The sequence below is a fragment of the Pantoea sp. PGP6 genome, from assembly GCF_053474785.1.
The window spans coordinates 127165-142889 of the sequence record NZ_JBQBMA010000003.1 but is presented as its reverse complement, the minus strand read 5'-3'; the positions used below and the strand labels follow the sequence as shown (position 1 = coordinate 142889).

The window sequence follows — 15725 nt, the reverse complement described above, 5'->3', positions numbered from 1 at the left end:
CTCTCTCCTGCGGGATTAGTGAGTACTGGCGCTTTCAGCCAGGGGGGCTTGCGACTGCGCCTTTTCCAGTTCGGTTTTCATCAGCGATCGTTCGTAGGCGCGCAGGAACGGCAGGTAGCACAGGGCGGAAAGCACCATACAGACCAGGCACATCACCACCGGACTGATGGCCCAGTTGGCTGCCCAGGATGCGCCAATCGGTGCGGGCGTGGTCCACGGCGTCAGCGAAACCACCTGTGCCAGCCAGCCGAGTCGGGTGGCGGTGTAGGCCAGCACGGCGTTCAGCATGGGTACGCAGACAAAGGGAATAAACATCAGCGGATTCATGATGATTGGCGCGCCAAACAGGATCGGTTCGTTGATATTAAAGAAGCTCGGCACGATACCCATTCTGCCGATGGTGCGCAGATGGGTGGCGCGGCTGCGCAGCAGCAGAAAAGCCAGCGGCAGGGTAGAACCGACACCGCCAATCAACAGGTAGTGATCCCAGAAGCCTTGCAGATAGATGTGCGGCAATACCGTGCCCGCCGCCAGTGCCGCCTGGTTAGCGGAGAGGTTAGCCATCCAGAACGGGTTCATAATGCCGGTCACAATCAGCGCACCGTGAATACCGGCGAACCAGAAGATCTGACACAGCAGCACCGACAGCAGAATCGCTGGCAATGAATCAGAGGCGGAGACCAGCGGTGCCAGCAGATGCATGATGGCCTGCGGAATGATCATCCCGGTTTTTGCCTCAATCAACAGATTGAGCGGATGCAGGGTGCCGATAATCACCACCACCGGGATCAAAATTTCAAACGATCGCGCCACCCCGGTCGGAACCTCTTTCGGCAGGCGGATAGTGATATTGTTGTGTTTCAGCCAGGCGTAAACGCGGGTGGCATAAATGGCGGTCAGCAACGCGGTAAAAATCCCCTGACCGGAAAGATATTCGGTAGAGATGGTGTGATTGGAGTAAGGTGCTGCCACCAGTAAAAAGGCCATAAAGGCCAGCAGGCCGGACATCACCGGATCCAGCGAGAACTGTCGTCCCAGGCTGGCGCCGATGCCTACCGAAATAAAGAAGGTCATCACCCCCATGCTGAGGTTAAACGGCAGCATCAGCTGGTCACGGTAGGTGGTGGAAAAATCGAGCCAGGCCCGGGCCACACTGTTGGTGCTGGTGGCTGAGAATGGGGGAAAAATAAACACCAGCATAAAGGAGCCGATGATCATAAACGGCAGCGCGGCGGTAAAGCCGTCACGAATGGCGATGACATATTTTTGCTGGCCCAGCCGGCCGGCCAGCGGCGTAATCGATTGCTCGATCACCGCAATCATCGATTGATAAAGTGAGCTCATAGGGCCGCCTTTTCATTGGCAGCCGTAATCAGCGACAGCGCAAAGTCCAGTACCTTGTCACCCCGTTGCATGCCGTAATCCATCATATCGATCGGCTGTACCGGCACATTCTGGCCTGCCGCTTTGTCGGCCAGGCTTTTCAGCATGTATTTCACCTGCGGCCCGAGTAACACCACCTGATAGCGGGAAAACTGCTCATCAAACTCCGCCACGCCAAACGCTTTAATTTCAACTTCAAGCGCCCGTTGCGCGGCCGCTTCTTCCATTTTCCGCACCAGCATGCTGGTAGACATTCCTGCTGAACAACACAACATGATTCTGTACATGGTTACTGTTCCTCACCTTTGACACCAAAGTGAGGCTGATTGGATATCATATGGAAACCGGTTTCCATTGGCGGTGCTCAGAAGTGTGATGTCGGTCAATAAGCCGATGATGCGGGGTTTTTTTATTGGATTCCGGTCACAAAAATGGCTGTAATAGCGCAGCCTTTTCGGGCATTTGGAAAATCGGTTTCCATAGAATGCTGAAATGGCTATACTTTGCCCGGCGAACAAATGGGCAGTAAGCACAGGTTGGCTTTTTTTGGCATAGCGCCGTTTTCAGGGGAATAACATGTCTACTATCAACGATGTATCACGGTTAGCTGGGGTATCGAAAGCCACAGTTTCCCGGGTGTTGAGCGGTTCACGCGGCGTGAAAGAAGCCAGCCGGCTGGCGGTACTGAAGGCAGTCGAGGAATTGAATTACCGGCCTAACGTAATAGCTCAATCGTTATTCAGCCAGACTACCCACTGCATCGGCGTTATCTGTGCCCAGGAAAACGTAAACCAGATCACCGCCTGGCTTTTTGCGCTGGAAAAGCAGCTGCGCCAGCATCAGAAACATCTGCTGTTGCGCTTTGCCCGCAGCAAAAGTGAGGTTCTGACCGCGCTGGACGAGCTGAGTTGTGGCCTGTGCGATGATGTGCTGATCATCGGCGCGCGCTTTCCTCTTAACATCGATGATGAACATGTCATTCTGGTTGACTGTGCCGAAGCCGAAGGGCCGAACAGTATTCAGTTCGACCACGCGTTTGCCGCTGAGACGGCCTGCAATTTCCTGATCAATCAGGGCCGCCGGCAGATCGCCTTAATTCAGCCTGAGAACGGGGGCACCGCAGGGCAGCTATTACTGGGCTACAAGCTGGCGCTGGAAAACAATCTTCTGCCCTTTAACCGCAATCTGGTGATCACCGAAGCGGTCTCCTCGTCGGTGGCAATTCAGATGCTGCTGAATAATGCCAGCAGCCGGAGTTTTAATGCGCTGCTGGTGGCTAACGAGCAGGAAGCGCAAAACGCCATGGCGCAGCTGCAGGCGTTTAATAAAACGGTGCCGAAGGACGTGATGGTATTCAGCCTGGCGGGATCGGTTAATTTACCCGGGTTACCGACCATTCCGGCTATTGAATATTCACTCGATCTGCTGGCATCACGCATTGTCGGCTGGTTAACCGCCACTACCCAACAGATGCTGGGTAGTTCGGTGTTACGCGGCGATTTAATCATTCCGGACTGGCGGCAGCGCTAAGAGAGCTCACTCTGCTGGCTTTGCAAAAAGTGATAGGCTGCGCCCAGCATGCCGGAGTCGTTGCCGTAGGTGGCAGTATCAATGCGGATATCGATTTGATATTTTTCCAGCTGCTGTGAAAGCTCCTGCAGAAAGGATTCGCGTTCGGTTATACCGCCGCCGATGAAAATGGTCTGCGGGTCAAACACGCTGAACAGGTTATATAAACCGGCGGCAAGATGCTGGTAAAAGGTATTAACCACTTTTTGTGCTAACTCATCACCTTGCTCAAAAGCATCGAACACATCTTTACCGCTGATATCATCGGCGGGCTGGCCGCTGAGCTGAGCGTAATTTTCGCGCAGCGCGGTCATGGTGCAACTCTGGGCCATGGTATGCGGCTCGATATTGCTGTCGGTCGGACGCGAGGTCAGCAGACAGCCAAATTCTCCGGCCCGATTGCGTCCCCCGCGGATCAGTGCGCCGTTACAGAACGCTGCGCCACCGAGTCCGGTGCCAATGGTTAACATCAGAAAATCATTCAGCTTTTTCGCTTTTCCCAGCCAGCGCTCTGCCAGCAATGCACAGTGCGCATCGTTTTCAACCGTAGCGGGCAGGCTGGTTTTTTCGGTCAGCCACTGGCTCAGATGAAACCGATCAAAGTCACGCACCGTCCCGCCCATCGCAATATAGCCGTTATCCGGATCGATATAACCCGGCGTGCTGACCGCAATGCCGCTGCAGGACGGGTTCTTCTTTAGCCAGGCGATAATCTGCTCCAGAATCTTATCCCGGTCATTATGGGAGATATCGCTACTGTCGCTCGCCAGAATATTTCCCTGACGATCGATTACGCCCATTTTTAATGAGGTCCCGCCAATATCGAAGGCTGCAATATTCATTCGCTTTCCCTGAGGTTATTGTGGTCGATCTAATTGTAGCGCTGAAATTTAACCGTAAGCGGCGACGGGCGGGCGATATTGTCAGGAAAGGTACAGAAGTATAAAGATAATCGTGCAGGCCCACCGGGGTCTGCATCGTCAGGCAGAGATCGGCAGGCGACCGGGGTTTCAGCACCCGATCTGTCGGGCGCGTAAGCGGTGAGGCGGGTCCCGAAACCGTTAAGCGTGGTAAGAGGACCCGCTGCCGTGCAACAGACAACCGCACGGCAGCGGGACCCGACTCAGTCAGACGTGGTTACCACTTACGCAGCAGGATGCTGGCATTTACCCCGCCAAATCCAAAGCCGTTCGACATCGCATAGGTCAGGTCCATCGGGCGGGCGTTCAGCGCCACCAGATCGAGGTTGCCCGCCGCTTCATCGGGATGATGCAGGTTGAGGGTCGGTGGAACGCATTGATGACGCAGCGCAAGCAGGGTAAATATTGCCTCTAACCCGCCCGCCGCGCCCAGCAGATGCCCGGTTGCTGATTTGGTCGAGGTAATGGCTACCGATGAATCGTCGCCAAATACCGAGCGAATTGCCGCGAGTTCACCGCGATCGCCGACCTGAGTCGAGGTGGCATGGGCGTTGATGTGCTGCACCGCTTCCGGCCCAATCCCGGCCTGGCGCAGGGCCAGTTTCATCGCCCGCGCGGCACCGCTGCCATTTTCCGGGCTGGCGGTCAGGTGGTAAGCATCGGCGCTGGTTCCGTAGCCAACCAGTTCTGCCAGTGGCGTAGCACCGCGCGCTTCGGCATGCGCCAGCGACTCAATCACCAGCAGGCCCGCGCCTTCAGCCATCACGAAACCGTTGCGGTCGCCATCAAACGGCCGCGAGGCGTGATGCGGATCATCGGCAAAGCCCACCGACAGCGCACGTGCGGCCGCAAAGCAGCCCAGCGTCACCCGATCCAGCGCTGCCTCCGTGCCACCACAGATAGCAATATCCGCTTCGCCACTTCTGATCAGTCGGGCGGCATCACCGATCGCCTGCACGCCTGCTGCACAGGCGGTGACGGGGGCGCCAAGCGGCCCGGTAAATCCATGTTTGATCGAGACATGACCCGCCGCCATATTGGCGAGGAAGGAAGGGGCGGTGAAAGGGGAAAGCCGGCGCGGACCGCGAGCGTCAGTGGTACGCACTGCTTCAGCAATAGCGCCAAAGCCGCCTACGCCTGAGGCGATAATGGTGGCGGTGCGTTCGCGCGCGGCCTCATCTTCCGGCTGAGGATGCCAGCCCGCCTGCTTCAGCGCTTCGTCCGCCGCCAGCAGCGCAAACTCGATAAAGCGGGACATTTTTTTGCGTTCTTTAGGCAGGATAAAGGCTTCAGGATCGTACCCTGCCAGCGGATCTTCATCGACCGTTGGGACGCTACCGCCAACCGAAATGCCGGTGCCGGCACTCATCTCGTCGGACAGGCCACGAATCCCCGACTGACCTGCTGTTAAGCGTTGCCAGACCGTTTCCACGCCGCAGCCAAGAGGCGAGACGATGCCCATACCGGTAATGACAATGCGTTCAGACGCCGCTGAATGACTCATGTGTTTCCTCCTGTGGTCAGTCTGTGCTGTGGCAATTCATCTGCTACAGACGCGTGAGTTTTATCAATGCACGCTTTCAACCTTAGCGTGGATGAGGCAACCCTGCGCACCTGGCGCAGAGCGTCGCCTGCAGGCCATCAGGCTTAACGGGAAGAAAACCGGTGAGCGTAACGACAGCAATGACCTGATCGGCCGATCAAAGTCATCGCTATCTTTGATCAAGTGACCGATTTAGTCAATGGTCACAGTTCAGGGCGCCAGGCTGCGTAATACCAGTGCCGCCAGCTGAACTGAGGCCGCTTCTGCCTCATCGAGGTTATACTGCAGCAGCACCGGGCTGGCATAAGGTTTGATCACCCGATAGATGGCTTCTGCCGCTTCATCAGCCGGGGTTTTACGTTCAAATTCGCCCGCCTCTCTGCCCTGACGAAGAATCTGATGAATCAGGTTCAGCACACGTTCTTCATGCGCCTGGGCTGAGGGCCAGCGATCGCGCGAGGCCACTGCGGCGATGTCATACAGTTTACGATCGTGAAAAAACAGCTCGGTGCCGGTCACCGAAAGGGTACGAAACAGGCGGCGGAACTGTTCAGAAGCGCTGGGCGCATCGGCTATCGCCGCCTCCACCCGCTGCATAATCATCGTCAGCCGGCTGGAGCAGATCACTTCGCCAATCGCCTGTTTAGACTCAAAAAACTTGTAGATATAGGCTTTGGAGAAGCCAATTGTCCTGGCAAGATCAGAGACGGTGGTTTTCTCATAGCCGTAATGGGCAAAGTGCTGCATCGCGGCATCAACAATCTGGTCGCGCACGTTGTGCTCGGCAGGGCCGCGGACGCCGGCATCGGTATGCTGTTCTGACATTTTCACCGCCTGATAAGTGAAGTGGGTTATTCAGTGACCACTGGGTTAGATGGTCACATTTTAGGCCTTTTAGCCGGCAAAAGCCATGATTCCCGCTGTGTGGCGATGACCAGGCGGCTAACCTGCACGTGCCCTGACGCGGCAGGTTACTGGCGCAGGCTGTCGATCGGAATGTTCCACTGGTTCAGCTTGTTGTAGAGCGCAGTGCGTGAAATCCCCAGCAGCTTAGCCGACTGCCGCAGATTACCGCCCTGAGCGCGGATGGTCTGCAGTATGCAGGCCCGCTCATTATCCTGCAGCAGGCTGGTCACCTCGACGACGGCGGGGGAGGCGCTGGCAACAAATTCGGCGGGCAGATCGGTCAGCCCGATGGTGCTGCTCTGGCAGAGGTTGACGATCCGCTCGACCAGATTTTCCAGCTCACGGACGTTGCCCGGCCAGTGCCAGGCCTGCAGGCAGTGCATCGCCTCTGTCGTCACCTGCGGCGGGCGTTTGTTCAGTCGCTGACATAGCGCGCTGATAAAGGTATTCACCAGGTCGGGGATGTCGCTTCGACGATCCCGTAAGGCTGGAATGGTCAGCGAAATGACGTTGAGACGATAGAACAGGTCACGCCGGAAAGCCCCCTGTTCCACTGCGCTCTGTAGATCGCAGTGGGTGGCCGCCACGATGCGTACATCCACCTTAACCGGATGGGCAGCACCGATGCGCAACACCTCATTCTCCTGCAGTACGCGCAGCAGGCTGGTCTGTGCCTCGAGCGGCATTTCACCAATCTCATCGAGGAACAGGGTGCCGCCGTCGGCCAGCTCAAATTTTCCGGCTGAACCCCCCCGGCGCGAGCCGGTAAAGGCACCGTCAACGTAGCCGAACAGTTCGCTCTGCACCAGATCGCGCGGCAGTGCGCCACAGTTAACCGCCACGAATGACTCCTGTGACCGGCTGCTGGCGTTATGAATCGCCTGAGCAAACAGCTCCTTACCGGTGCCGCTTTCGCCGGTCAGCAGCACCGTGCTGTCGCTGCGGCTACTGGCTCGCGCATGCTGTATCGCCTGTTGCAGCGTGGGCGCATTGCCACGAATCATGTCAAAGGTATAACTGGCGCTGACCCCCAGCACCCGCCGGGTGATCGCCCGGATTCGCTGGTTTTCGCGCAGCGATAAAATACGTCCGCCATCCGGTGCCGGCATCAGTGATACCAGGCAGGAGACGCTGCGTCGGCCATCCGGGCGAAACACCATCTCACGATCGTTACAGCAGGGAAGGGTGAGCAGCGATCCCGATTGCGGCTGCAGCAGCTGGTCGATCAGCGCACCGTCCGTCGCCATGCCGGCAAAAATCTGACGGGCGTAACGATTCAGGGTTTTGATACGGCCGTCGCGATCGCAGACCACCACGCCTTCATTCAGGGTTTCCAGAATCGACTGCTGCTCAGCCAGCAGGCGGCGCAGGGTCAGTTGCTGCCCAATCGCTTCGGCCGCCGCCTGCACCGTGCCCAGCGTGTGAACGTTGAAACTGTCAGGCGTTGCCGTCAGCGTCAGGACGCCGATCATCCGCCCGCTGGCATCACGAATCGGTGCCGCCGCGCACTGCTGGTTACGCTCGCGAAGGGCCATCTTCCAGTTCTCTCCGCTCAGCACATAGACCAGCCGCTGTTCGCGTAAACAGCGTGCGGTGCAGTTGGTGCCCAGCACCTCTTCACGCAGGATGCTGCCGACTGGCGTCAGATCGCTGCCGCAAAAGCTCAGCACCACGCCCTGCGCATCGGTCAGGTTGATGTGGCCATCCGGATTGTAGGCCAGCAGGTTCTCCATCACGCTGCGTGCCACCGCAATCAGTTCACTGTTCAGGCTGAGAATCGCGGCCACCTCGTCCGAGGCCGGCGCGCTGTAGCTGAACCGGGTCGGATCGATGCCGCGCTGCCGGGAGCGTGTCCAGGATTGCAGGATGCTGCTGCGGATCCAGTGCGGTTGTTCACCCGCCTCAAAGGCCTGCCATCCCTGCGCAAGCAGCTGCTCCCAGCGTGCCGCATCGCTGCCTTCAGGCAGGCTGAAAATGGCGTCGCTCTCTTCTTTATTCGGCAATAAATCGTGCAGCGTGGGCATCTCTGCCTCCGGGTCAGAATGGAATGTCCATTTTAATGACATGTTAAGTTGACATGTAAATTTTATTTTCATCCGGCCGCGGTTATCTGAGAGGTCGTTCACATAAAACCCGGTTTAAAAACTGGCACCTGTTTTGCAATCTTCAGGCTAACGCTCACCGGTAAAAATTAACGGGAAAGTTAAGCTGTTATGCGTAAACATAATCTGAAGTTGCTGCTATTTATCTGTTCCATCGCCTCGCTCAGCGGGGTGATCCTTGGCTATGACGCGTCGGTTATTTCCGGGGTGATAGAGCCGTTAACCGAACATCTGTCTCTGTCGCCGTGGCAAAGCGGTTGGGCTGTTTCAAATGTGATCCTCGGTTGTGTGGCCGGTGCCTGGTGTGTTGGCGCACTCTCTGACCGGATCGGCCGTAAGCCGACGCTGGTGATCACCGCCCTGTTATTTACGCTGTCAGCGGTGGGTTCGGCGCTGGCCGATACCCTGACCCAGTTTGTGCTTTACCGATTGGTTGGCGGGCTGGCCGTTGGCATGGCCTCGGCGATTACGCCGCTCTATATTGCCGAGGTGTCACCAAAAGACTGGCGCGGCCGCATGCTTGGCCTGCAGCAGATGCTGATGGTGGGCGGTCAGGTTACGGTTTATGTGGTCAACTATCTTATCGCCCGCGGCATGACTCACAGCTGGATCGTCAGCGAAGGCTGGCGCTGGATGCTGGCATCCGGCGTGGTGCCCTGCCTGTTGTTTCTGGCGCTGGTGCCGTTTATGCCGGAATCGCCGCGCTGGTTAGCGCTGAACGGCAAGCGCGATCGGGCGCTGACGGTGCTGACCCGTTTGTCTACGCCACAGCATGCCGCCCGCCTGCTGGCAGAGATCAGTGCTTCCGCTGCCGATCAGCGCGACGGCGGTGCCCGGCCCGCGTTACTGCGTGATGCCCGGGCGCGCTACATCCTGCTGATTGGCTGCGCCATCGCCATCCTGCAGCAGATTTCCGGCATTAATATCCTGCTCTATTACGCACCGTCACTGCTGCAGAACATCTCCTCTGATACGCAAACGTCGCTGTTCCACAGCATTTTCCTTGGGGTAGCGCTGCTGGCCGGCGTGGCCTTCTGCCTCAACGCCGTTGATCGCTGGGGACGTACCCGCCTGCTGCGCTGGGGCGCGCTGGGCTGTGCCGTCTGTCTGATGGTGACCTCGTGGGCCTTTATTGCGCAAACCGGCGGGCTGCTGCCGGTGATCGGGCTGGTGGCCTTCGTGCTGATTTTCGGCATGTCGTGGAGCCTGGGTGCCTGGTTACTGATCTCAGAAATCTTTCCCAACCGCATCCGCGCCGTCGCTATGGGATACGCCTTCTCATCAATGTATCTGGCCAATTTCATTGTCACCCAGAGTTTCCCGATGATGAATCGCAACAGCCTGCTGATGGACCACTTCCACGGCGCGTTTCCGCTGATGCTGTGCGCCGTTGGCTGTCTGGTGGCCTTCTGGTTCGTGCAGCGTTTTCTGCCGGAAACCCGCGGCGTCTCGCTGGAGCACATCGAGCCGCTGATGTTATCGAAATCCCGTCGCTTTGCCGCTGAGGCACAGCAGACATCCGGACCCTCTATCCAGCCTGACTGGGCAAACAATAAATAAACAGGAGCTGTTATGAATCATAAAACTGTGCGTGTGGGATTGATTGGCGCAGGCCGAATGGGCAGTTTTCATGCGGAGAATCTGGCGCTGCGGGTACCCGGTGCCCGCCTGACCGCCGTTGCGGATCTGCAGCCTGGTGCCGCGCAGCGCCTGGCCGATCGGCTGGGGGTTGAGAAGGCCTATACCGACTTGCAGGCATTACTCAACGACAGTGAGATTGATGCGGTGGCCATTGCGACACCGGCCCGCACCCATGCTGAGCTGGTGATTGCCGCCGCGCAGGCCGGTAAGCATGTCTTTTGTGAAAAACCGATGGCGGTGACGCTGGAGGAAGCTGACCGGGCAATTGCGGCCGCGAAAACGGCGGGCGTGGTTTTACAGGTCGGCTTCAATCGTCGCTTCAGCGCCGGCTTTGCCGCCGCCATCAGCGCAGTCAAAGCCGGTGAAAACGGCACTACCCAGCTAAGCCGCTCGGTGACCCGCGACCCCGCCTTACGCGATCCGGCTCCGATCCCGCAGTGGACCATCTTTCTGGAAACGCTGATCCACGACTTCGATACCTTGCTGCATTTCAACCCCGGTGCCCGACCGGTTGAAGTCTATGCGCTGGCGGATGCGCTGGTCCGTCCCGATTTTAAAGATAAGGGGCTGCTGGATACCTCTGTGGTGACCATCCGTTTCGATAACGGGGCGATTGCCACGGCCGAAGCCAATTTCCAGGCCGTCTACGGTTATGACGTGCGTGGTGAAGTGTTTGGCAGCAAAGGCATGCTGCAGGCCGGCAACATCAATCAGGATAACTGCGTCCGCTATCACGCCGACGGTATTGCGATAGCAACCTCACGGATGGATACCGATCTGCTGCGTGACGCCTACGTGGCGGAAATGACCGAGTTTGCGCATTGCATCCTGCACGGTGAGACACCACGCGCTACCGGCATTGATGCCCGCAATGCGCTGGAGATTGCGCTGGCCTGTATTGAGTCGGTGCAGCAGCGCAAGCCTGTCTTGCTGGGAGCACGCTAATGGCCGGTTATCAGTTATCTGTCTGTGCCGAGATGGTGTTTCTCGATATGCCGTTTATCCGCCGGGTTGAGCGTATTCATGCGCTGGGGTTTGGAGTCGAAATCTGGAACTGGGCCAATAAGGATATCGATGCGCTGGTGGCGACGGGTGCGCGCTTCACCTCAATGACCGGCTATCTGAGCGGTAACCTGACGGATGAGGATCAAATCGAGCCGCTACTGCAAAGTGCTGAAACGTCGCTGGCGATTGCGGAACGGCTTAACTGCCCGAGCCTGAATCTGCACGGCACCGGACTGGACGAGAATGGCCAGGCAATCAGGCCGGTGGAGAGAGTGACCGGGGCGATGTGGCTCAAAGCGGCTGATACGCTGCGCCGCCTCGCCGCGCTCGGTGAGCGGGCCGGACGCGTCTTTACCCTCGAGAACCTTAACCTGGCGGTTGACCATCCGGGCACCCCCTTTGCCCGCGCGGCGGATACGCTGGCGCTGGTCGAGGCGGTCAACAGTCCGGCGCTGAAGATGAATCTGGATCTCTATCACGCCCAGATTGGCGAAGGCAATCTGATTGAGCTGATCCGCCGATGTGGTCCGGCGATCGGAGAAATACAGGTCGCGGATGTGCCGGGACGGATGCAGCCTGGCACCGGCGAAATCAACTATCGTGCAATTGCCCGCGTGCTGGAGCAGGTCGGCTATCGCGGCGTCGTGGCGCTGGAAGGCTGGGCCGCCGGTGACAGCGAACAGGCACTGGCCCAGTTCCGCGATCATTTTACCGTGTAATCACCTCCCCGTCGGGTATTTGTCTGTTGCCCGACGGACTTATGATAATAAAAAACCCTACAGGATAAGATCATGAAAACCAGACTATTTGCGATGTTCCTCGGCATGCTGATCAGCGTGTCAGCCGGTGCTAAAACGCCCAAAATCGGCGTGGCACTGGCAAACTTTGACCTTAATTTTGTCTCGATCCTGCGCACCCAGATGATTGGGGAAATCAGCGCGCTGAAGATGGACGGGCAGTTTGTTGATGCCAAAGGCGATGTTGCGCTACAGGTACAACAGGTTGAGGATTTCATTAACCAGGGCGTGGATGCCATTATTCTCAACCCGGTGGATACGCAGGGCGTGTTACCGATGATTAAAGCGGCCCGGTCAGCAGGCATTCCGTTGGTGTTTGTTAACCGCAAGCCGGAAGTTAAGCTGCCGGAAAATATGGCTTATGTCGGCTCAGATTCTGCGCTGGGCGGTGAAATGCAGATGGAAGCGCTGGCAAAGAGGATGAACTATCGCGGTAACGTCGCCATCCTGATGGGCGCGCTGTCGAACGAAGAGGCGCGGGAGCGCACGCGCGCAGTAGAAGCGGTCATCGCAAAGTACCAGCAGATGGCGGTTATTGAAAAGCAGACCGCACGCTGGCAGCGTAATGAAGCGGTGGATGTGGTGTCGGGCTGGTTGCTCAACCAGCGTCCGATTGATGCGATTGCCGCTAATAACGATGAAATGGCTATCGGGGCGATTATGGCGCTGAATCAGGCTAAAAACAGCCATATCCTGGTAGCCGGCATTGATGGCACTCCGGATGGTCAGCAGTTCGTGAAAACCGGCAAAATGGCGCTGACCATTTTTCAGGATGCAAAAGGACAGGCGACGGGCGCGGTAAAAGTGGCGAAGGCGCTGCTGGATAAACAGAAAGTGGATGAGATTAACTGGATCCCTTATAAAACCATTACGCACGACAATTATACGGAATTTGCGGCGGCCAGTGCGCAATAGATTCTGGCCGTTTACCGATTTTTATCTGTTTATCCCCCGCGCCAGGCATGTTGATATTTTGTCTGGCGCGCTGGCTTACCCATTCCGGCGTGGCGTGTTAATCAGGCTATCCGGCTATTTCAGCATAATGCGGCAGCCGTCAGCTGGCGTTATGCTGACTGAAGCCGTGTCTGACCTGTTTACCTGCCCGTGTTTCTGAGGCGTGATAACAGCGGCACAGCCGGAAGCATAAAAAAAAAGCCGCTTAAAAGCGGCAAAATTCATGACAGGCATGAAACAACTGAAAAACAAAAATAAACCAATATTACCCGGCGTGATGCCGGGTAACCGTTAATCGTGCGTTCTGAAACTGTTTAAGGTGTCAGTGAAACACTGCATCTCTTTGTCAGTAATCGGTGACGCTTTCGAGAGGGTGAAAATAAGTAAATCATCTGTATTAAAGGTGAAGATGGCCTGTTTCTGGTACTGACGATGGTTATCAGGGCGTAAAAAGTTATAGCTAATGAGCAGGCCGGTCGCGACGTTATCGCCTAATGTGATGCTCTCACCCGGTGCCTGCTGCCAGTCTTTAACCTGTTTGCTTAACATGCCAAGCTGGCTCTCTATATACTCTTCGGTGCAGTTATGATTGCCTAATGCATCGCGTGACAGCGTAATCGGCGGCAAAACCGATCGCTTATCCGCCAGCGTATTAAGTGTTCTTTCTGTATAGCCTTCCGGAATCGTAACCATACCTTCACTAAATTTACATATCTGGTTGTTCATTTTCTTTTTCCACTTTTCTTTCATTGTCTGCGGGTGAAAATAACTGGTCGGCAGTTATTTCGCTGAATTTACCGTTGTTCAGCATAACGATTCGGTCTGCACTGCGGATAGTTTCCGGGCGGTGCGCAATAATTATGCGCGTGATGTTCATCCGCTTAATGGCGTTATTTATCTGTTTTTCATTATAAATATCCAGATGGCTGGTCGCTTCATCCAGCACCAGGATCTTCGGCTCCCGATAGAGTGCCCTGGCAAGTAAAATACGTTGTAACTGTCCGCCGGACAGGAAAGATCCCATATCGCCTACCAGACTCTGATAATTCATCGGCATTTTCATGATATCGCCATGAATTTGAGCCAGACGCGCAACCCGGGTGATTTTTGCATGGTCAGGTTCATTATCAAAAAAGCTGATATTTTCACTGATCGAACCAGAAAACAGAATATCATCCTGCATCACACAGCCAATACGGTTGCGGTGATGCTGTAAGCCGGTCTTGGTTATATCCATGCCGCCAACGGTGATGACGCCACTCTCCGGATGCAATAAACCGAGAATAATTTTCGCCAGCGTGGTTTTACCCTGACCAGACGGACCGACAATCGCCACGCTTTCACCGGCTTTGATTGTCAGGCTGATATCGTCAATAACCCAGGGTTCGGTGGGTGCATAGCGAAAGCAAATATTCTCCAGCGCGATATCCTGAGGGATCTCGGGTTCGTCGCTGTGATCGAGCAGACTCGGGCTGGCCTCTTCGCAGGGTTCTGTCTCCGACAGTACGATGTCGGCCAGACGCTCGCCGTGCATGCGCAACATGCGAAAATCAATAATTGCATTGATTAAACCCGCCCCGCGGCTCATGAACTGGTCAGAGAAACTGATGAACGCGGTGAGCATACCGGCAGAAAAGTTGCCATCCAGCACCTGCAATGCCGCCAGCCACACCAGCACCACCCGACCCACTGAGGTCAGTATTCCCTGCGCCGATCCAAACAGGATATTGAGCTTCTGCATCACGATCCCTTTATTGGTACTCTCCACCAAAAAATTCATGTAGGCAGAGAGACGCGGGATCTGCTTGTTGTTAGTTTTAACCGCCTGGATACCGCGTAGCGTTTCCAGCAACGACGACTGGGTGCGCGCTGAGCTGATGATCTGCTCCTCATTAGCACGGCGCACCGGATCATAGGCCAGGAAGCGCAATAATCCATAAGCAACGAACAGGGCGATCACTAACCAGGCCAGTTTGGCATTGTAGATAAACAGCATCATGACGGTGACGATCGACATGACCCCATCCAGCACGGTGCTGATAAAACGCGAGGTCAGGGTACTCTGAATGGTATTCAGTGAACCGTAGCGTGACAGGATGTCGCCGACGTGACGTGACTCAAACCAATCGAGCGGCAGCTTCAACATATGCTGGCAGACGTTGACCGTCCACTGCACGCTAAGCTGGCTGGAGAACCAGCTCATCACCCAGGAGCGCAGGGCGGAAATCATTGTCTGGAACAGCGCAATCATAATGAAGCCCACCCCCAGCAGGGTAAGCAACGAATAATCGGCCGAGACCAGCACCATATCCATTACCCACTGCATAAAGAACGGGGATAACACGCCGAACAGCTCCAGCACTACCGACAGAATCAGCACCTGACAGAATGCCGATTTGACGCCGGTGACGCTGCCGACCAGCTTCATCATTGAGATGCTGGCTTTTTCTTCCTTCACTTCGAAGGTTGAAGAGGGAATCAGTTCTAACGCCACGCCGGTGAACGCTTTCGAGGCCTCGGCGAACGTCAGCTCGCGGATTCCGCGTGCGGGATCGTGCAGCGTGATCTTATTGCCGCGGACTTTTTTCAGTACCACAAAGTGGTTCAGTTCCCAGTGCAGAATACAGGGCATGCGCAGCTTAGACAGCTCTTCAAGATCGACCCGCAGCGCGCGCGAACTCATATTCAGCTGTTGTGCCATTGCAATCACATCGGCCAGCGTGGCGCCTTTGAGCGAGGTAGCAAACCGCCGGCGCAGGGTGATCATATCGATCTCATGCCCGTGGTAGTTGGCAACCATCCCCAGGCAGGCCAGCCCGCATTCGGTCGCTTGTGACTGGCGGATCATCGGCAGACGGTTAAACCATCTGAAATTAAGTTTATCTTTTAACAACACAGCACAGAC

The 15725-nt window shown here is 56.3% G+C and carries 13 protein-coding genes; 5 read left to right on the top strand and 8 right to left on the bottom strand.

Annotated features, from left to right (window positions below):
* Positions 1-15: 15 nt before the first annotated feature.
* Both ACLIBF_RS23080 and ACLIBF_RS23075 read right to left on the bottom strand, forming a co-directional pair.
* Complete coding sequence (locus ACLIBF_RS23080; protein WP_448310776.1) at positions 16-1344, bottom strand: PTS sugar transporter subunit IIC; 1329 nt, start codon at positions 1342-1344, stop codon at positions 16-18.
* Positions 1341-1670 carry a PTS sugar transporter subunit IIB gene (locus ACLIBF_RS23075; protein WP_069729930.1) on the bottom strand — a complete coding sequence of 110 codons (330 nt, stop codon included), beginning with the start codon at positions 1668-1670 and terminating at the stop codon, positions 1341-1343. The genes ACLIBF_RS23080 and ACLIBF_RS23075 overlap by 4 nt, the downstream gene beginning before the upstream one ends.
* 289 nt (positions 1671-1959) lie before the next feature.
* On the opposite strand from ACLIBF_RS23075, the gene ACLIBF_RS23070 reads away from it, so the two are divergent.
* Positions 1960-2913: a LacI family DNA-binding transcriptional regulator gene (locus ACLIBF_RS23070; protein ID WP_279810259.1), complete on the top strand. Its 954-nt coding sequence runs from the start codon at positions 1960-1962 to the stop codon at positions 2911-2913.
* On the opposite strand, the gene ACLIBF_RS23065 is transcribed toward ACLIBF_RS23070, so the two are convergent.
* The 4 genes from ACLIBF_RS23065 to ACLIBF_RS23050 form a co-directional block, all read right to left on the bottom strand.
* The gene (locus ACLIBF_RS23065; RefSeq protein WP_159224155.1) at positions 2910-3794 is read right to left on the bottom strand and encodes an ROK family protein; all 885 of its coding nucleotides are present in this window, start codon (positions 3792-3794) and stop codon (positions 2910-2912) included. The two genes, ACLIBF_RS23070 and ACLIBF_RS23065, sit on opposite strands and share 4 nt — an antisense overlap.
* A 295-nt stretch (positions 3795-4089) precedes the next feature.
* Positions 4090-5376, bottom strand: a complete 1287-nt coding sequence (gene fabF, locus ACLIBF_RS23060) for a beta-ketoacyl-ACP synthase II (protein ID WP_279810260.1) — start codon at positions 5374-5376, stop codon at positions 4090-4092.
* Between the two features lie 249 nt (positions 5377-5625).
* Positions 5626-6240: a TetR/AcrR family transcriptional regulator gene (locus tag ACLIBF_RS23055; RefSeq protein ID WP_448310775.1), complete on the bottom strand. Its 615-nt coding sequence runs from the start codon at positions 6238-6240 to the stop codon at positions 5626-5628.
* Positions 6241-6386: 146 nt separating this feature from the next.
* Entirely contained in the window at positions 6387-8345 is a 1959-nt protein-coding gene (locus tag ACLIBF_RS23050; RefSeq protein ID WP_279810261.1) for a sigma-54-dependent Fis family transcriptional regulator, read from the bottom strand.
* Between the two features lie 189 nt (positions 8346-8534).
* On the opposite strand from ACLIBF_RS23050, the gene ACLIBF_RS23045 reads away from it, so the two are divergent.
* The 4 genes from ACLIBF_RS23045 (at position 8535) to ACLIBF_RS23030 (ending at position 12781) form a co-directional block, all read left to right on the top strand.
* Positions 8535-9983 (top strand): sugar porter family MFS transporter, encoded by a 1449-nt coding sequence (locus ACLIBF_RS23045; RefSeq protein ID WP_046289388.1) that lies wholly within the window; start codon positions 8535-8537, stop codon positions 9981-9983.
* 12 nt (positions 9984-9995) lie between these two features.
* Positions 9996-11009 carry a Gfo/Idh/MocA family oxidoreductase gene (locus ACLIBF_RS23040; RefSeq protein WP_046289389.1) on the top strand — a complete coding sequence of 338 codons (1014 nt, stop codon included), beginning with the start codon at positions 9996-9998 and terminating at the stop codon, positions 11007-11009.
* A complete protein-coding gene (locus tag ACLIBF_RS23035) occupies positions 11009-11788 on the top strand; it encodes a TIM barrel protein (protein ID WP_046289390.1) in 780 nt (259 codons plus the stop codon). Before ACLIBF_RS23040 ends, ACLIBF_RS23035 begins: the two co-directional genes overlap by 1 nt.
* A 72-nt stretch (positions 11789-11860) precedes the next feature.
* Positions 11861-12781, top strand: a complete 921-nt coding sequence (locus ACLIBF_RS23030) for a substrate-binding domain-containing protein (RefSeq protein WP_031378161.1) — start codon at positions 11861-11863, stop codon at positions 12779-12781.
* A 330-nt stretch (positions 12782-13111) separates the two neighbouring features.
* Here ACLIBF_RS23030 and ACLIBF_RS23025 read toward each other — a convergent pair whose 3' ends face one another.
* Positions 13112-13570 (bottom strand): DcrB-related protein, encoded by a 459-nt coding sequence (locus ACLIBF_RS23025; RefSeq protein WP_238585856.1) that lies wholly within the window; start codon positions 13568-13570, stop codon positions 13112-13114.
* Positions 13527-15716 (bottom strand): peptidase domain-containing ABC transporter, encoded by a 2190-nt coding sequence (locus tag ACLIBF_RS23020; RefSeq protein WP_448310772.1) that lies wholly within the window; start codon positions 15714-15716, stop codon positions 13527-13529. The genes ACLIBF_RS23025 and ACLIBF_RS23020 overlap by 44 nt, the downstream gene beginning before the upstream one ends.
* Positions 15717-15725 lie beyond the last annotated feature (9 nt).